We start from the raw sequence: 17,466 nt of genomic DNA on the forward strand, positions 1-17,466 counted from the left end.
AAAAGGATGCTTTAGATTTTGTATTGCTCTAATTGATTAATCCAATACTCCGCATAGTCTTTAATATCGTATAAAGAATGTTGCAGTTTATCTATATTCTTAAAAGCTACTTGATTTACTGGAAGTAATGTTGAATTATGTAGCATATCTCGTAGTGCTGGTAAATAAAATTTCGACACTACCCCGACAGTTTCATATTTTTCTAACTGATTCCACTCGGCTTTTAGATTCTCTTTAATACTTCTGTATTTCTCTTTTATTTCGTTTAATATAATCTTTCTTTTTTCTTTATCGTTAATTAAATCTAATTTCCGAATATCCTCATATATTTTTTCGACGTCTTCACTATAGCTACTTAATCTGTTTAGAGCATCGAATTTAGATATATTAACCTGTTGTTTATTAGTCAACTTTCTCACCTCCCTCTTTTATTATAAGGGATAAAAAGGTCTATTTACATAATTTTAACTTAAACTAGGTTGATAGACAGGTATACTTTCCAATAAGGAGGTGACATATGAACGAGTTAGAGCAACTTCAGTTATTTTTGGATCAAACAATGTTTAAGTATGAACGTTGTATTCACCACTATGGTCTTTTTTCAATTAAGACTCAAAAGGTTGGTCAACAATTACATATCCTGTGGGAATTAAAAAATGAATACTTAAACCAAAAGAAGCATCCTGCAAAGGATGCTGGTTATATTCAAATATACGCATATTCTACAATTGAAAAACATATAAATTAATTAAAGGGAGGCCCTAACTCCCTTTAATCTCCCTCCTAGAAAGGAGGAGTTTAATGAAGTACAAAGAAATTCCCCTCTACATTGTAAGTGTCATAGTAAGTGTTCTCGATTTCATCTTACATCTTATAGGATACCTGTAATAATAATTATTTGAAGGTTGCTTTGACACTGGCATGTTAAAGTAACCTTTTCTTTTATACAATATCCTATGTTGAAAAAATTCAACACATGCATAATAATTAGCAAAAATAAAATACATAAGAAACTTTTACTACCTCGTCACACTAATTGCTTTATAATAATTTAAATCTCCCAATATTCCGAGTCAATTCCACTTTTTTCGTATAAACTTTAGATGCCATGGTAAGAAAAAAGCATAGACAACCCCAAAAATAGGTATTGACCACCATATCTGCCATGCTCCTTTCATTACTCCCACTTTACTTGTTAACCATTCAAGGATAAAGGATATAATGACAAAGAACGTAACCAAAGTCCACTTCTTTTCCCTTTTATATAAATTTAAATAAATGATGGATAAACATGAGGGGATGACACCATAAAGTACAATCTCAGATAATCCGGTTTTTTTAGGATGATTTATATCAAATATGTCAAATGGAACAGCTATCGTTGTGTCAATCATCCAGACAATATAACCAATTATCCCGAAAGTTATATAAATTTCCTTCCAATTTATTCTTACTTTCGGCATAAACAACACGATTAAAAATAAAACTGAACCAAGAATTGCAGGGTACCACCATCCCTGTCCTAAATCGAAATCAGGCTGCTTCATAAACTCCTCCGTTTATGTTTTTAGTTTAGTGTTTCCCTTTAGATAGATATTTATTCTCATTAAGGAGACTTAAAAAAGGATGGCAAAATAAAAGATACTCAGATGATTCTAAGTTCTATAACAAATTGGGAAATAGAAATTCTTTTTAATTCATGATATTTACCCCTCTTTATCCAAAAACCTATAAAGATATTTAAATTGTTCCCTTCAGCAGGAAAATATGACTTTTTACACGTTTTCAACAAATAAAACAGAGATAAATTGATATAATTCTCCTGTAGGAGATGTCATATGAATAATTTAGAACAACTCCAACTATTCCTCACCCAGACACATCTTAAATATGAACGCTATACGAAACGTTTCGGCTATTATTCACTTAAAACTCGAAAAATTACTCATCAACTAGAAATCTTACTCCAACTACATAACGAGTATTTCACATATCAGGCACAAAGAAAGAAGCACTCCTCCTAATGAGAAGTACTTTACTATATTTTATAAGCTAATAACATATTAACATGATAAAGTATGAATGTTTTGTCAGTATTCTGTCTCTTTTCTGTCAACACTACTCTAATTATTTCTTGATATGATATACTTTTTAAAATAGGAGGAATGAATATGTGGTGTATCCCTGTACATACTAATAATATAAGCTTCACCCGTAAAAAGTTTTCTTCTCATGCAAGTATCATTACCGAATATACGGATTCCGAAACCGAATTACATTATTTCACATCAATACATACTAACTCTATTACTGATCCTAAAATAGCCTACTATAAATTGCTGGCTATACTAAAATGCTTAAACAGTATAATACGATTACATGGTAATTATGATATTTCGTATCAAGAGGTAGCATTTAAGACAGATTCTAGAGGGAATTTTATAGAAAGATATTCCCCCAAAAAGAACGAGCACTTTGAATTAGTAGAATATGAGCAGTTATCTAACCCTTTTTCAAAGATAGAGGTTGATTATCCAGAACATCTAGTTTCTAACCCTTACCAGGACTTTATGGAACTAGCATCTAAAGATACCATTTTGTGTGCTAATCTTATTTTATACTATCTGGCTAATGAACAAATCCTATTATTTTTGATAAATATGAATAAGATTCTAGAGAATATTGTCTATGATATGGAACGTATTTCCCCTAAATCTCAAGCTCACCCTGAAGTGAAACAGGATGTATTACAATCTTTGCGTAAGAAGGTAAATGAATATAAAGAGAAAGTAAACAACTACAAGCATTTTATGAACACTGAAGAGGGCTCTGGCCTTTTAAGTCGCCATGGCGTAAAACATAAGTGGACTTATAAAGATAAAGAACGACCTAGTATGCAAGAAATGGATTATAATTTAGTTCACTTATTAAATAGTTGGCTAAACTATAAATTATATCTGTTCAAAGGATATTATTATAATTCAAATGTAATATATCAGGAGCATAAAGATTCTGACAATATCCCTTTAGAAAATATAGATTTCAATTTTGATATATAAAATTACTAGCTTGGGAATTAAATCTACATTATAGGCCAAGTTCTCAAGTTAGCTTTCTATAGTATAGATGTTTCTAAATTTAAAATAAAAGCCAACTTATAAAAGGCTCTTCCCTTCACCCGATAATATCCACGCTCGCTCATACCTAATTCGTTATAAACCTCATAATCATACTTCTCTTCAAAGCCCATATAGCGTTCTATAATAATCTGCCGTTCCTTAAAAGATAAGCGATTAACTGCCTGCTGAACTCGTTTTAAAAAAGCATCTCGTTCCCTCTCATAATCAACTCTCTTGATAACAGCCTCCTCTGTAGAAGAATGATACTCATTTCCAAAGTGTGGAGGAACCAAAGAGTATGTTGCTGTAACCTTTGGAAGCTTTGTCTCTGGTACCTGCAGTAAGTATAATCGATACTTTTCCAGAATTCCCTCTACCGCTTTACGAGTCTTCTCACGATCAATTTTTGGTAAGGTAAAGGATAGTTGATTCATTACTTCTCCTCCTTCTTGTCTGCAACAAATCCATATCTTCTCACACAACGTTGAAACATACATAGATTTTGTTTTAACCACGGACAGCCTTTGCATTGCTTTACTGTCACTTTGACTTTCAATCTGATTTCCTCCTTTATAAAATAAAAAGAGGACACCAAACAAATGCTTTTTGCACTCATTCAGTGTCCTCCAGTGAGCTGGTAGAACTTATTTTTCTATAGACTTTAGGATAGATAAAAATAGTATTCTTCTTTTAGGTAGTAAAATAAAACTTATATATGAAATTCCTATTATGATAAAACTTAGAATTAACCACATATCCTTAAGTGTATTATAAAATTTGTGAATACCTATTAATTGAAATCCCCCTCCCTGCTCAGCTGATTTCAGAGCAAGTTGAAGATCAAAATTGTACTGTGCAATACTTAACACTGCAAAAAAAGAACAAATTACTGTTATAAAAGCTACTCCAAAACTGAATAGCAGCTTTAAGTATTCAGTCCATTTATTTTGGTTTAGTTCAATTTCCGTAATCATAACTTTTACTTCTTCAGTAGAAAGATTGCTTTTAATATACTTTCCAAAGATGAACTTATCATTTTGATTTTTAATTCTATGTCCTAGAGCCATTTTCTCCAACCTATTCAAGAATCCTAGAGCATTCTTACTTTTCTTTCTAACGTTGATGATATCAATCATCAAAACTCTTCCCCCTCATCAAACTTAACACGCCTTACCTTCTCCTACTGAGGAGTAACTCCGTCAAATTTCCTACTCTACTTTATTATACCAATCCAAACATATTTTTCATTTAATTTTTGCTCAGAAAATTAAAAAGACACTAAACAAATGTCATCCGTTCATTTAGTGGCCTTTTCCCTTTTTTACTATCACGACAAATAATATAGAAACTAAGAAAGTAAGTCATATTAATCTTCGTCTTCAACCCACAGTATCCCCATTTTATTGTGATCTATGATAATAACCCCCGTATCAAACGTAGATGATGAGATAGAACTCCATTCTTCGAGTCTAAAATGACCTGAGTCTTCGTCAAAATGAGCATTCGTATAATATTCTGCTTGAGAAGAAAGCAAACTTATAAAATAATCACAAAGCTCCCCAGCTATAGGTGTAGAATCCAGATCACTATCATAGGCTAAATCCATTGATAAGATATAGGTAATAATCCTTCTTGCCATTTGCTCATCTACTGAATCCCAATCATTTCCCAATCCTTGATATCCCAGTTGCTTAACAAAATGATTTATATCATCCAAAGAACTATGGTGAGTCCGTTCCCTCACGCTACAAGTCACTTTTCCTGCATCTCTCTTTGTAAATAATACGTCTCTAAATTCCCCGAAGTCTTTGAAAATCACACTAACTCCTCCCTTGATGTAGTTAGATAATCTTTTTATTTTTCCTTATCTAGCCTTTATGTAGAAGTTCATTGTATACCATAGACAGCTTTATTTCACATAAAACCGATTATCGTACGTAAAAAGCCATTGAAGATTTTTCCCCTTATCTTCTTGATTGTTGATTCTTCTTTATACAAAAAATTGCCCATAAAAAAGAGGGATACCGAAGCATCTCTCTTATCCCCTAAAATTAGGAAGGTTATTGTTAAGATGGAAGCCTACCTGCTTCAAAATGCGTTGCCATACTGGCAAAAGGACTTGACGGAAATATTCGACCAGCACCAGAAGATTGGAAGAAAACTTCCACTCTATCCCCAGCCTGTAATTCAACAATAGTAGTCACTGCTAAGTCTGAAGTTCCTATTCCGGGTACAAAACTCTCGTTATCTGTAGCTCTTAGAACGTTGTTTACAAAAATTTGCAGAGTAAGAGCGCTAGTTACATTTAAGTTATTAGGATTAAATGCTACACTCGCAGTAATAGAGTACATGCCACGTTGGTTTGGGACAAATGTAGCTGGAATTTGATATTCATTATTTAAATCAAACTCTACACCTGGATATAAAACTCTTAAAGGGACATTTGCAGCCACTGGCTGGATGGCAGTTCCAAGAGCTCTAAACCCTGATGATATGCACTCACACTGTGTATTATTTCCTCCTGGATTAACAAAATTATTGGGCATACTCTGTCCACCATTTACTACTGATTCTGGGTACCAGGGCATACTCCGACTATTATTTCTTCTTTTTCTCATAATATCACTCCTTTTTTGCTAGAATATGAATACTAATAGAATAGAGATAGGGACAAAGTGTACAATCTATTAAAAATGTGTCTTTATATTATACTTACTTCTGGTACATGCCTATCAATTTATATAATGTATGTATATATCATATTCATACTTAGTTTACATAATCCTTATTATCGGACACGAAAGAGGTTTAGCATCCTTTGGGCACCCATTTTTAAAAGGTTGGGCGTCTTTTAGACGCCCAACCTTTTTTTGTTACCATAATGATTGTTATCGGCATTGAAAAACGATCCTTAAATCGAAGATCCTTTTTGTTGTGCTACTTGTTATACTAATATATCAGGGGATCACATATTTTGTTGCATACCAAGACCCTTCGTGTCGAGTGGACATGAATGAAATAGGAGATAAATATTTCCGCATGATTAGCGCTAAACATGACATTACCGATATATGTTTGTGTAGCCCTCATTGCAATTACTTTGAATATGTTAAATACATCGTTTACTGAGTTAAGATATCAAGTATTTAAAGTAAATTCCCACTCGATTTTTTCTAGACTGCTTTAAATACTCTTGATTTATTCATTGTTCAGATAAATACGGAATCTTGATGCTATCCCTTATACTTTTCTACCTTTTAGTAAAGAAATGAAATCCGAATTCGGTAGAGAGATTTAATGGGTTACGAATCGTAAATTTCCAGTCGTTGAGACCAAATGCGAAATGTTGGTGGTACCCCTAACTTAAGTAGTCATAAAAAGATTGCATTTGAAATGCAGTCTTTTTATAACTAATACCCACGGGGATATATATCACTCGGGCAATATTGGGAGGTAGGTTTCCAACGACCATTTCTGCAATAATACCTCATATCACCAATACAAGTTGTGGACCCTTCTTGTTGACATGGGCCTATATCATCAGGAAAAGAACCATATTTGTGGCCATGGCTGTAGACCATAACCATATGGTGGCCATGTTGGTGTATTATCACTCTGACAATATTGGGAGGTAGGTCTCCAACGACCATTTCTACAATAATACCTTATATCACCAATGCAAGTTGTGGACCCTTCTCGACATGGACCTATATCATCAGAAAAAGAACCATATGGTGGCCATGTTGGTGTATTATCACTCTGACAATACTGGGAGGTAGGTCTCCAACGACCATTTCTACAATAATACCTTATATCACCAATGCAAGTTGTGGACCCTTCTCGACATGGGCCTATATCATCAGAAAAAGAACCATATTGTCGCCATGGCTGTGGACCATAAGCAATTTCTTTTCTGTAAAATTCTTCACTCATTTTATCGCCTCCTATTGTCTTGGGTATTTCCCTAAATAGTGTATTATATAATCTATTTTGAGTGCTTTGTCTCTATTTAATTAGGCTTAATGAAGAAGATGCAATTCGAAACGCATGAGGAAGACCATGCGTTTTTCATCAAAGAAAAATACTTATTTTAAGGGGATAGTAACAAGTTTTTAGACCAATACATATATATAATAGGAAATCTCCATAAATTCACCAAAATTTAGCTATGTTGAAAAACAGAGAGGTCCCACTCCAACCTCTCTGTTCTTATGTTGTAATATAGAATAATTGATACTTTATTGAGCAAACTACTTACGATGCGATATAGCATCGCTCTATGACATCTCATTTTGTAACAGAAAAACCTACTGTGCATGGGGTCAGTCCCCATGGTCAGTAGGTTTTTCTGTTTTTTTAAATGTATACCCTATTCATTTTTAGTTAACATAATTCTCGTTATCGGAAATTTTTTTGTTATTTAATGCTGTACATGCAATTAAATTACAGCTTAAGTCTTACTATGTTTTAGGTCTATGAACGCTTACTTTTACGTTATATACCATTTACAATAATTAGGAAGTAATCGACATAGGGAGGTTTATATGAAAAGTAAACTATTAAGCGTAATCACTATTGTGATGGTAATCCTGAATTGAAGCTATTTAGAGGAGAAAAGCTACTTGTAATGATTAGTTTGCTTGGATTTGTGCTTGCAATTGGAATTGCTCTTTATGCTTATATATTTGGGAATGTGGTTTTGCCAGAAGGAAACTTAGAACGTGCATTTTCCTTTGATGTAGCACTGGCATTGTTTCTTTTGTCCATAGCAGCCATTTTACCACTATCGGGTCTAAGTTCACGCAAACGTGCTGCTATTCGTTGGTTTTTTATACCTGCCATACTCTATGCCTATGCGATCGAAACAATTCAGCACTTTCGAGGGATTAATCCTCGATTTTCAAGAGTTGCTTCTAACACAGTCGAATCAATTGCTGGTAATTTATTCGCGCTTGATTCACTATTGATTATGATTGTAGTTGTGCTGCTTGCTATCTCTTTTTATCGAAAAAGACAGACGAATGAACGTCCACTTGTAGTACTAGGCATCCGGTATGCGTTTTTATCCATCATGTTTGCCTTTGCCGCTGGATTATGGATGAGCGTTCTCCAAAGTCGATATATAGGGGGAACAGGAAATCTAATTGTCCTTCATGGTCTTGGTTTCCATGCTTTGCAGGCATTGCCGTTGTTAGGATGGCTATCCGAGAAGGCTCATATTAAGAAAAGGCATCCGGAATGGCTAATCCATGTTGGGAGTTTAGCTTGGACTATTTCTATTCTGTTGATTAGTATACAAACAGTCATAGGACGTTCTGTTTTTGAATGGACAGCTCTTCCAATCCTTTCTGGCATTATGCTAATTATCTGGTTTTCATCACTTGTTACAGCTGTATTTCATCTGTTTCGGTCAAAGAAGGTGACTCCCGATCTACCAGCGCATAGTGACTAATCATTATTAAAGAAGGCATTGTAAGTAAAGATGTATGTTATATGTAACTAGATCTGTATATCGTATACAGATCTAGTTACATAATATATCTTCATGGAAGTTAGGAAGGCAAAGAACTCTTATAAATAAAGGGTTCTTTGCCTTCCCTTTTTACTTCATTATGCAAGTTCGTATACATTATTGATATAGAAAGCTTTTCTCCCTACTTCAACATAGGAAGAGTGCATAAAAACCTTGTCTTTCAAAACTCCTCCCCTTCATCAAACTTAACGCGCTTCACCCTACCTTGATGCGTAATAATCTTCGTTTCTCCATGTTGAGGCAACTCTGTTAACTTTGCTTTCCCATCACATACAACCACCGCAAAGCTTCCCCTTGGCTTCGTCACATCCACTTCTAATTTCATGGTATTCACATCTATTTTAAGTTCTTGTAATTTCATCAAAGATTCCTCCTATGGTATAATAATAGTAGCCAACAGACTAGGAGGAATCCTGGTCTTTTTTTATTTCTTTACCTCGTAACTAATAGAGAATTTTTCTCTTGCATACTTCACATACAAAGCTTCTAACTCCGACAAAGTTAGCTCATATAGCTGTTCGTTGTACTCTTCCTTGATATATCCTTTGTCAAAAATAAGCTGTTGGATTAATTGTTCTTTTCGTTGTTCAACCGCTCCTTTTAACTGCATTTCCTCACATCCTGTTGCTCCCATTGTTCCATGATTTTCTTTAACCGCTGCCGTTGCAGATACAAATCAATGTTTAGATAATGTTTATCATTCACTCCCTGACTATCACAGTCAGGACAAGTGGTTGTTTCATATATGCCTCCATGATTATGATGAACCACTCCTACTCCCCTACATAGTTGACACATCCTAAATTCCTCCTTCATGCTAAACGGTGATTCAATTGACGGCGATCTCCAACAATCTCAACTAGATACTGCTTACACATTTGATAAATTCGTGATCCCAACGCTTCATCAATATCTAGCAAGTCATCAACTAAGCATTCCGATGAAATGAGGATAGGTTTATGATTAAGGTACCGATAGTTAATGACGGAATAAAGCGTCTTAATTTCAAACTCTGTTGCACTTCGCTTAAACAAGTCATCAATAAACAGTACATCTATGTCTTTCATTCGCTCGACCTTACTCTCTAGGTCTTCTAATCTATCCTTTAACTCATCAAATCCTTCACGATACGGAAAATACAAAACCGGTATTTGTGATTTCATAAGGTTATTAGCAACCGCACTTAACAGATGAGTCTTCCCCGCACCTGGGTTTCCTAGTAATGCAATACTGTTTGTTCGGTCTTCCCTCAGTCGGTGAAAGGATTTAAAATACAGTACGGCTTTCTTAAACGCATCCTGAATCGGTGCAGGCTTCCCTTCTATGGTGAAGTTATTGAACCCTAATTTTCTAAACTCCTCTGTGATGTGAGAGTTACGAAACAAACGCATAATATTCTTTCTCTTATAGCACTCACACCGTCTCGCTTGTTCCACAACTTGCTCTACGTTTTTATAAAACAATCCAGTCTTTACTTTCTCCCACACAAAACCTGTATCCTTACATATCGCACATTCATAAGAGGTCTCCGATGTCGAGGTCAATGTCGTTCCGGTCTGGGGTTGGTTTATAGAATTCGCTTGTCGTTCGTTTGTCTTTTGGCGAAGATCGTGGAGCACTTCTTCCATACTTTTGAACCGTTTGTTGGCTTGAAGCATTCCGTTGTTCCCTCCTTCTTTTCTTCTCTAGAGCCTGAACGTCTTCTATCGTTTGAACATTTTGGGCGTACCAATCTATTAGAACCCGCTCAATATACTTCCAGTTTCGAATATTTCGTTCTACGGCTATCTTCATAGCCGCAATGATGACCTCATGGTTCCCATTAAAGTCACTAACCCACTTAGTAATATGTTCAGCAATCATCGGGGCTAGAATCCCGATTTGTTGCTGGTAGAACTCATGAGCACTTGTTCGTTTAGAACAGGATTCTACTTGCTCTGTTTTTGATTGAACTTCTTTTGGTTTTTGATATGTTGTTAGCTTTTGATAGTCGTCATAACGATTGACCGTAATTAAAATACCTTTATTTTGTTTCAAGGTCTCTTTTTGAATGAGTCCTTGCTGTTCTAATCGCTTAATCGAGTTGCTTATCACATTGACTGTAACTCTTAAGTCCTTGGCTAACTCCTTAATGACATAACGTTGCTGTCCTCGCTCACAATAGTCGGTTGTAGCAAAATTCGCCTCATCAACAAATAGTCCATATAAAGCTTTATCAAATCGGTTTGAGAAAGATAGACGGGGCTTGATGACGTACCCCGTTGTGAAATTGTTCATGCCCCGCATCTCCTTCCATCATTTCTTCCTACATACAGCGTGATATTTTTCTATCCTTACAAGTTCATAGTCTGGATGGTATTTTGATAAAAACTCTTTGATGTACTGCTCATATTGTTCTGTATTGGAAGACATCCACTTGTAACAATGAGGAAAGGATATCTTGTATTCCATTACTTAAATGGCAACTCCTCGTCTTGAATTTCAACGCCATCAAATACACTTGGTTTCTCTGGCTTAGAAGGCTTCGTTTCCTCTTCGAACTGTTCATCTTCCACTTGATACTCGGCATCAATGAAAGCATCTCCAAACTGTCCTTCTTTAACCTTGCTGACCGAGTTATCCTGGTTTAGCCCTTCCATTACCGTTCTCGCTTCCTGTTGCTCAATGGAGATAGGCGCTGTTTTCAGCAATTTAATCAAAACCGTTTTCTTTGCCATCTCTGTGAAGTGGTCTTTCCATGGGCCGAATACGGTTCCGTTCTTTTTACTTTTGGTAAAACGATCTCGGTGACGCTCTACTTGTTTTCGACTCATCACAATAAAGTCATACGCTCCATCTTTCAGCTTGTACACGGCATAGAAATGAGTGATTTTATCTCCATCTTCTTCACCCGTTGGCTTATGTTTTAAATCTTTTTCTAGACCGTAACTGTATTCGAACTCGTCTCCCTCATAAACTTCATGCGCATAAACGCTGGTAATTTCACCTGTTCGTCTCGCTAAATCGATGAGCCCTCGATACCCTAATTGAAATTGGGCTTCCATGCGATTGGTCTTGTTATTCTTGAAAGGTACAATATACGCATGACCAAGAAGGTTTGGTTCAACTCCCAGAATCGAACAATTTACAACCGCTCCTACAATTGTTTCGGGTGTGCATTCCATTAACTTGGGGTTACGACTAACAGCGTTCAATCCGATACGTACAAGCCGTTCAGGTGTCACGTGCTTAGGAGCAATGGATTTAATCGCTTTAAACTGGTCTTTGAACATATCGCTAAGTTGTCCTTGAAAACTATTCGGTTGTTTCGCCATACTATTGTTCTTCTTGGCTAATTGACTTTTTACAGATTGATTCGTTGCCATTTATAAATCCCCCTTACTTAAAACTGAATCTACGGTATGAATCGATTTTAGTGTATTTCTTTAATAACTCTGGATAGTCTTTCTCAAACGCTCTTTTATCAAAACGGTTGGTTTGAACGTTGCGCCATGTAACCACATGCTCCTTGGTCACGCCACGTTCATATTCACCGAGCAGGGCTTTTATTTGATTTTCGATTTTTTTCACTTTGCTTATAGCTTCCGCTTTTGCTTGTTTAGCAGATTGATAATCTTCTAACAAACGATTAACTGATTCAGGCAGCTCGATTTCCTCGTCGATTCCTTCTGGATACATATGACTCAGTAAATCAGTGGAAGCTTGAGAGCCATCAAATAATGGTGGCTCTTTTAACACCACATGGTTGTTCCAAAAGTCGGTCTCAATTTCGATTAATTGCTTAATCAGCTCTTGATCTCGCTCAATCTTTTTATAAACAAACTTGTTTCCACCGATCAGTACGGCTATCCACCAAGCTTGATATCCTGTTACAGCCATGTAATGCTGACATTGAATGAGATATTGAATGGGAACTTCTTCATCTTCCCATTCTTGCTTCAAATATTCGGAAGCAATCTTACACTCTAGTCCTGCCTTCTTTCCGACAATTAAGCGGTCTACATTTGCGAGAATAAAAGGATAGTCAGGATGTTGAAGCATCGCATTTTTCCGTCTTACTTTAAATCCTGTCCGTTTCGAAAACTCTTTTGCCACAAAGTCTTCGAGTTGCGTTCCGAAGTAAGCCGCCTCACTGTTGACTTCTTCCTCTGGAGCTTGTCCAATTTTCTCTAGGTAAACTGCAACAGGTGATTTCCACTTACTTAGTCCCGCAATAGCAGCTGCATCTGAACCACCAATCCCCTTTCTTCTCATCCCTTTCCACTCTTCGTAACTCATATTTTGAGTAGAAACTAAAATCTTTAACTCCATGAGCAACCTCCTTGATTTTGAGAGGTCTATGCGGTAATATAAGGTCAACCAGGAATGCATAGACCTTAGAGCACGTAGTGTCCGCTACGGGCTCTTTTCTATTCTGCTTGGGAAAATTTAAAATCATAAACAACCTCTAAATACTTCTCTAAATCTTCTTTTAGTACCACATCTCCTGTTGCTGGATCTTCTACAATATCATCTCCCGGAAATAACTCTGTTCCAAAGTAATCAATTCCTGCATGTTCAGGTTGTGCCATCATGTTTAAATATCCGTTTCGGTTCAATTGAGTAATAGTTGGGTGTTCCATATTCCTTCGCTCTCCTTTCTACAACTTTTCTGCTCTTTTTTGTTTTAACGAGTAATGAGGTACAATATCAACATCGTATCCCTGTTCCTGTAACGTAAGAGCTAATTCATGTACTCGATTAGGTTTACTCAATTTCTTTAGATGTTGAACAAGATACAAAGCATCAAACGCTTTATCCTGTAATTCATCCATTTTAGAATCTGTGAGTAATACTAAATCCTCTGTTGTAACCTCTAAACGTTTCACCGTTTGATAAATGCGTTCCATCCGGTCAGTATACTTCACTTTACGAACCCCCTTGTTTTAAAAGCTAAATCCCTTTTCTGGTCTACTTCTTTTAACGAGAAACGATACTGTTCACAAAATGCACCTAACAAGTTAAACTCAATGGCTAGCTTTTCTGAGTATTCCTGTACAAACCGTCTTGCTTCTTGAATCTCTCGTTCGTTGGCGGAATCCGCTGGCACATACCAAAAGTCTTTATCCCAAAATTCCATGGTATCTCGCTGTTCCTGCTCAACGAGAACCCTTAATGAAGCAACATCCCGTTTGATTTTCTTGCCATCCATGTAAGGAGCAAACCCAATCCCCGTCGTTTCCTTAATAAGTGTTGTATAATACTTAAAGCTATCTACTGCTCTTGCCAGAATTGGCTTTGCCTCTTTGGTGATGGTTCGATTCCCAGTAACCCATTTTGAGATGGTTGATTGGTCATAACCCACCTCCTTTGCAAATGCGGTTTGACTCTTTCCTTTCTCCTTCAAAGCATCTCCGAGACTTGCTTTTACTCTCATAAGTTCTCTCCTTGTCATATTCGATTTTATTTTTTAAACACCAGCCATACATACTCCCTATTGCTATGGCGAGTTGACCTGCTATCCTAAACTAGCAAACTATTATATTGCTCTTGAATTAAAATACTCCGTGTTCTCATTCACCCATTGTGTATTTCGTTCAATCCATTTCAACAACATGTGAGTCGGAACCATTGGACGTCCCATCTCGCGAGTAACTGGAAAGTCTTGTCGTTTAATAAGCTCGTATGCCTTCGTCACTTTGATATTTAAAAAATCTTGAAGTTGCTTCATTGTGAGTAAAGGTGGATATTGATGTTTCGCTTGGAACTCTTCCGCGGCTTTTGCCACTTCCTCACGAATAGCTTGACGAATTTGATCCATATCGACTTCTACTTTAATGACATTCATTTCATAGCACCTCTTTTTCGCCATTTCTTAAAGTTCTCTATTTCTTCGAGACATACATGAATGATTAATCCTATGGAAAAATAAAATGCTGGGACGGTAATGAATGTAGCTTTCAAAAATTCTTGTAAGGACATAGACAAAACCTCCTTGATATTTAACTTCTATCTCTCATGCAGAGTTTGTTTTACGTAACGTTTCGTTACTTTTTTCTTCAAAAAAAAGTGTCCAATTAAAATTTAATACTCTTGCAATAGATTTGGCTACGGTAACACTTGGTTTCCTAGCACCTAATTCAATCATTGTATAATATGCACGTTCAATATTTGCCTTCTCAGCTACTTTTGATTGAGTTAAATCCTTCTCCATGCGTATATCTTTTAACCAATCCCGCATCTCTCACCCTCCTTTGTTAAACCATTTAGTAACGATTCGTTACTATCATAATAGTATCACTTCGTTACTATGTCAATGCATTTTTATAAAAAAAAGTGTCATTTTGTTACGTTGCATTTAAAGTAACTAACTGTTACATTAAAATAGCTAGTAGAGAAAGGAGTTGAGCTGAATGTTTTCAGTAAGATTGACTTCCTTGAGAAAAAAAAGAAACGTTACACAACAAAGGGTTGCTGATTTCTTAGGGATTACTAGACCAGCTTATACTGCCTATGAACAAGGTAAAAGACAGCCTGACTATGAGACACTTCAAAAGATCGCTAAGTATTTTGATGTCTCTATCGATTACCTTCTAACAGGCAATGAATATAGACCTGAAGAATCTATCCGTTTTGATGAATTACACTTCCATGGAATTGATAAATTGTCCAAAGAAGAAATTGAGGATGTAAAAAAACAAGCTTTAGAACGTATTGAATACCACCTGTGGAAAAAAGAACGACAAGGCAACAAAAATAATGAGTAAGATTTCGAGTGGATGTTGCCTTTCTCCACTCGTTTTTTTATGGATGTCTCTTCTTCTTATTCTTTATATGTTATTGACGTTATTAATGCCGTTATTAATATAAGTTCATTACTTGTTCATTCGTGGTTCAGCACCCGTTCCTTACTGTTAAAAAACACAAGCTATTCACCCTTAGAGCCACAAGGGACACAAGAATCGTCCGTTCATTACCTGTTCATTCGCGGTTCAGTTCTTCATCATTGGAAAGTATTTTCTTTTTGAACATAAAAATGCTGTTATTACAGGCTTTCTAGCCTCTTATACATAAAAATTTAAAATGTCCCTTTTAATCATTTACTCAGGGGTTAAGAAGAAAAATGAAGATAAGTTTTTCTTTATTTTTGTCTTATCACATTTGCAAGGAGGTTTTATTCTATGAATCATTCTTACGTCCCTTCTCATATGGAGGAGCAAATCTCTAAAGAGTATATTAAACGAGATATTTTAAAACCAAGCGATTTAACGGTCTCTAATATTGCAGAGAGATTTGGAATCGAGATTTTCCACTACCCATACGCTTCTTTCAGTATCAAACGAAAGAACCACCATTTCATGTTTCTAGATACTGGGCTTCCAACGATGCAGTTCAAGCTACTCTTTTTCCACGAACTGTGTCATATCATCCGTCATGCAGGAGAGCAAGATCGAATTCCTCCCTCGTTCAAAGAATTACAAGAATGGGAAGCGAAAAATTTTATAAAATATGCCATGCTTCCATATCATATGGTTCACTACATAAAGGAAGATGATGTTGCTCATACAGCAGAGTTATTTGAAGTTCCTATCGATGTGTGTAAGGAACGAATTTCTTCATTATTGGGGCGAAAACCCTATAAAAGAAATTACATATTCACTAAGTTAATACCATCCCTTTCTGGCCTTTAATTGAATTTAATATTTTTAACAGACTGAAATAAATAACAAGCTTATGGGCTTAGTGATAGCGAGTTAATTATCTCCTATTCTATGGATTACATTGACTTAGAATAAAAGAATATAGTGTATTAAAAAATAAAACATACTACCTGTCTGTTTTCGCACATGGAAAAATAAACCTCTTTAACCATACGTTTCAGTCTGTTATAATTTTTAACTGAGTCTTTTTTAATGAACTAAATTACCCAATTTTCCATTTATATTTTTTCATACATAACTTTGTACCCTGTCCTCCCTTAAATTGTTGTTAATTTAGTAGAGAATATAAAAGACAAAGGACTAGGTATCTAATAATCAAGACTATTTTACTGTTATAAAAATAGTAGAATAAGTTTTTCTTTAATATATTTTAGGAGTGAAGGGCTATCCCTTTACATATATAGTTTTTATGGAAGGAGTTAGATTTATGAAGAAATTTTTTAAGATGGGTTGTTTAGGATTCATTGCACTTATTGTCTTAATTATCATTATCGGTGTAGCTATGGGAGGAAACGACAGTAGCGACAAAGCAAGTTCCACAAGTAGCAATAAACAAACTACTAAAGATGAAAGTAAGAAGTCTTATGGAGTTGGTGACACAGTGGAAGTTGGCGATATGGTTTACACTGTAAACGGTAAAGAAATTACTTCACAAGTTGGACCTGCTGTTTTACCAACAGAAGCAAAAGGAAAATTTTTAGTCGTTGATTTAAAAGTTAAAAATAATGGTGATAAAGCTGTAACTGTTGATTCTAGTTTCTTTAAATTAAAACATGGTGATAAAACATTTGACGCTGACTCGGCAGCAAGTATGTCTGCTAACCAAGGGGAAGATGGAAACATTAAAAATAGCTTCTTCTTAGAGCAGCTAAATCCAGACCTTGAAATGGGAGGAAAAGTAGTATTTGATCTTTCTCCTGAAACAGTAGAAGCTTCTGATTTACAGCTTCAAGTACAAACAGGTGCATTTGGCACACAAACAGAAGTTATTAATTTACAATAAGAAAGATTCTACTAAGAAAGCTCGCCTAAGCGAGCTTTTTTATTTTATTTCAGAGAAGAAAAATTATAATAGAATTATAGAACATCCTTACCTTCCCTACATAAATTCTTA

Annotated in this window: 25 protein-coding genes; 6 read left to right on the top strand and 19 right to left on the bottom strand. The window is 35.6% G+C overall.

Annotated features, from left to right (window positions below):
* Positions 1–11: 11 nt before the first annotated feature.
* Positions 12–410 (bottom strand): hypothetical protein, encoded by a 399-nt coding sequence (locus tag B9N79_RS12930; protein WP_085118524.1) that lies wholly within the window; start codon positions 408–410, stop codon positions 12–14.
* Positions 411–517: 107 nt separating this feature from the next.
* On the opposite strand from B9N79_RS12930, the gene B9N79_RS12935 reads away from it, so the two are divergent.
* On the top strand, positions 518–748 hold the full coding sequence (locus tag B9N79_RS12935; RefSeq protein ID WP_085118526.1) for a hypothetical protein: 231 nt from the start codon (positions 518–520) through the stop codon (positions 746–748).
* Between the two features lie 325 nt (positions 749–1,073).
* Here B9N79_RS12935 and B9N79_RS12940 read toward each other — a convergent pair whose 3' ends face one another.
* Positions 1,074–1,547 (bottom strand): hypothetical protein, encoded by a 474-nt coding sequence (locus tag B9N79_RS12940; RefSeq protein WP_085118528.1) that lies wholly within the window; start codon positions 1,545–1,547, stop codon positions 1,074–1,076.
* A 624-nt stretch (positions 1,548–2,171) separates the two neighbouring features.
* Between B9N79_RS12940 and B9N79_RS12950 the strand changes: the two genes are divergently transcribed.
* Entirely contained in the window at positions 2,172–3,059 is an 888-nt protein-coding gene (locus B9N79_RS12950; protein ID WP_085118533.1) for a hypothetical protein, read from the top strand.
* 56 nt (positions 3,060–3,115) lie between these two features.
* On the opposite strand, the gene B9N79_RS12955 is transcribed toward B9N79_RS12950, so the two are convergent.
* The 5 genes from B9N79_RS12955 to B9N79_RS12975 all read right to left on the bottom strand — a co-directional run bounded on the left by B9N79_RS12955 (position 3,116) and on the right by B9N79_RS12975 (position 5,737).
* Positions 3,116–3,553 (bottom strand): ArpU family phage packaging/lysis transcriptional regulator, encoded by a 438-nt coding sequence (locus tag B9N79_RS12955; RefSeq protein WP_085118536.1) that lies wholly within the window; start codon positions 3,551–3,553, stop codon positions 3,116–3,118.
* Positions 3,553–3,675, bottom strand: coding sequence for a hypothetical protein (locus B9N79_RS26755; RefSeq protein ID WP_276208849.1), 123 nt, complete (start codon positions 3,673–3,675; stop codon positions 3,553–3,555). Before B9N79_RS26755 ends, B9N79_RS12955 begins: the two co-directional genes overlap by 1 nt.
* Positions 3,676–3,763: 88 nt before the next feature.
* Positions 3,764–4,258 carry a hypothetical protein gene (locus tag B9N79_RS12965; protein WP_139814835.1) on the bottom strand — a complete coding sequence of 165 codons (495 nt, stop codon included), beginning with the start codon at positions 4,256–4,258 and terminating at the stop codon, positions 3,764–3,766.
* Between the two features lie 227 nt (positions 4,259–4,485).
* Complete coding sequence (locus B9N79_RS26565) at positions 4,486–4,938, bottom strand: hypothetical protein (RefSeq protein WP_085118543.1); 453 nt, start codon at positions 4,936–4,938, stop codon at positions 4,486–4,488.
* Positions 4,939–5,185: 247 nt separating this feature from the next.
* Positions 5,186–5,737: a hypothetical protein gene (locus B9N79_RS12975; protein WP_085118546.1), complete on the bottom strand. Its 552-nt coding sequence runs from the start codon at positions 5,735–5,737 to the stop codon at positions 5,186–5,188.
* 2,009 nt (positions 5,738–7,746) lie between these two features.
* On the opposite strand from B9N79_RS12975, the gene B9N79_RS12985 reads away from it, so the two are divergent.
* The gene (locus tag B9N79_RS12985) at positions 7,747–8,571 is read left to right on the top strand and encodes a hypothetical protein (protein ID WP_240516691.1); all 825 of its coding nucleotides are present in this window, start codon (positions 7,747–7,749) and stop codon (positions 8,569–8,571) included.
* Positions 8,572–8,812: 241 nt separating this feature from the next.
* Here the strand turns inward: B9N79_RS12985 and B9N79_RS12990 are convergent, their stop codons facing one another.
* The 12 genes from B9N79_RS12990 to B9N79_RS13045 all read right to left on the bottom strand — a co-directional run bounded on the left by B9N79_RS12990 (position 8,813) and on the right by B9N79_RS13045 (position 14,872).
* A complete protein-coding gene (locus B9N79_RS12990; RefSeq protein ID WP_085118554.1) occupies positions 8,813–9,013 on the bottom strand; it encodes an XtrA/YqaO family protein in 201 nt (66 codons plus the stop codon).
* 63 nt (positions 9,014–9,076) lie between these two features.
* The gene (gene fbpA, locus B9N79_RS12995) at positions 9,077–9,262 is read right to left on the bottom strand and encodes a Fur-regulated basic protein FbpA (protein ID WP_167555120.1); all 186 of its coding nucleotides are present in this window, start codon (positions 9,260–9,262) and stop codon (positions 9,077–9,079) included.
* Positions 9,253–9,450, bottom strand: a complete 198-nt coding sequence (locus B9N79_RS26140) for a hypothetical protein (protein ID WP_085118558.1) — start codon at positions 9,448–9,450, stop codon at positions 9,253–9,255. Before B9N79_RS26140 ends, fbpA begins: the two co-directional genes overlap by 10 nt.
* A gap of 14 nt (positions 9,451–9,464) precedes the next feature.
* Positions 9,465–10,280 (bottom strand): DnaA ATPase domain-containing protein, encoded by an 816-nt coding sequence (locus tag B9N79_RS13005; protein ID WP_094041264.1) that lies wholly within the window; start codon positions 10,278–10,280, stop codon positions 9,465–9,467.
* Complete coding sequence (locus B9N79_RS26400) at positions 10,168–10,929, bottom strand: DnaD domain-containing protein (RefSeq protein ID WP_205635667.1); 762 nt, start codon at positions 10,927–10,929, stop codon at positions 10,168–10,170. Before B9N79_RS26400 ends, B9N79_RS13005 begins: the two co-directional genes overlap by 113 nt.
* A 173-nt stretch (positions 10,930–11,102) precedes the next feature.
* Entirely contained in the window at positions 11,103–12,017 is a 915-nt protein-coding gene (locus tag B9N79_RS13015; protein ID WP_085118565.1) for a recombinase RecT, read from the bottom strand.
* Positions 12,018–12,030: 13 nt separating this feature from the next.
* Positions 12,031–12,963, bottom strand: a complete 933-nt coding sequence (locus B9N79_RS13020) for a YqaJ viral recombinase family nuclease (RefSeq protein WP_085118568.1) — start codon at positions 12,961–12,963, stop codon at positions 12,031–12,033.
* Positions 12,964–13,061: 98 nt separating this feature from the next.
* Positions 13,062–13,274, bottom strand: a complete 213-nt coding sequence (locus B9N79_RS13025) for a YqaI family protein (protein ID WP_085118570.1) — start codon at positions 13,272–13,274, stop codon at positions 13,062–13,064.
* A gap of 18 nt (positions 13,275–13,292) precedes the next feature.
* Positions 13,293–13,559 (bottom strand): hypothetical protein, encoded by a 267-nt coding sequence (locus B9N79_RS13030; RefSeq protein WP_085118573.1) that lies wholly within the window; start codon positions 13,557–13,559, stop codon positions 13,293–13,295.
* Complete coding sequence (locus B9N79_RS13035) at positions 13,556–14,068, bottom strand: helix-turn-helix domain-containing protein (RefSeq protein WP_167555121.1); 513 nt, start codon at positions 14,066–14,068, stop codon at positions 13,556–13,558. Before B9N79_RS13035 ends, B9N79_RS13030 begins: the two co-directional genes overlap by 4 nt.
* A gap of 102 nt (positions 14,069–14,170) precedes the next feature.
* Complete coding sequence (locus B9N79_RS13040) at positions 14,171–14,479, bottom strand: helix-turn-helix domain-containing protein (protein ID WP_085118578.1); 309 nt, start codon at positions 14,477–14,479, stop codon at positions 14,171–14,173.
* 168 nt (positions 14,480–14,647) lie between these two features.
* A complete protein-coding gene (locus B9N79_RS13045; protein WP_085118581.1) occupies positions 14,648–14,872 on the bottom strand; it encodes a helix-turn-helix transcriptional regulator in 225 nt (74 codons plus the stop codon).
* A 172-nt stretch (positions 14,873–15,044) separates the two neighbouring features.
* Between B9N79_RS13045 and B9N79_RS26760 the strand changes: the two genes are divergently transcribed.
* The 3 genes from B9N79_RS26760 (at position 15,045) to B9N79_RS13060 (ending at position 17,355) form a co-directional block, all read left to right on the top strand.
* Positions 15,045–15,398, top strand: coding sequence for a helix-turn-helix domain-containing protein (locus tag B9N79_RS26760; protein WP_085118583.1), 354 nt, complete (start codon positions 15,045–15,047; stop codon positions 15,396–15,398).
* 414 nt (positions 15,399–15,812) lie between these two features.
* Positions 15,813–16,322, top strand: coding sequence for an ImmA/IrrE family metallo-endopeptidase (locus tag B9N79_RS13055; RefSeq protein WP_085118586.1), 510 nt, complete (start codon positions 15,813–15,815; stop codon positions 16,320–16,322).
* 457 nt (positions 16,323–16,779) lie between these two features.
* On the top strand, positions 16,780–17,355 hold the full coding sequence (locus B9N79_RS13060) for a DUF4352 domain-containing protein (RefSeq protein ID WP_240516692.1): 576 nt from the start codon (positions 16,780–16,782) through the stop codon (positions 17,353–17,355).
* Positions 17,356–17,466 lie beyond the last annotated feature (111 nt).

Source organism: Priestia filamentosa, from assembly GCF_900177535.1.
GTDB lineage: Bacteria > Bacillota > Bacilli > Bacillales > Bacillaceae_H > Bacillus_I > Bacillus_I filamentosa.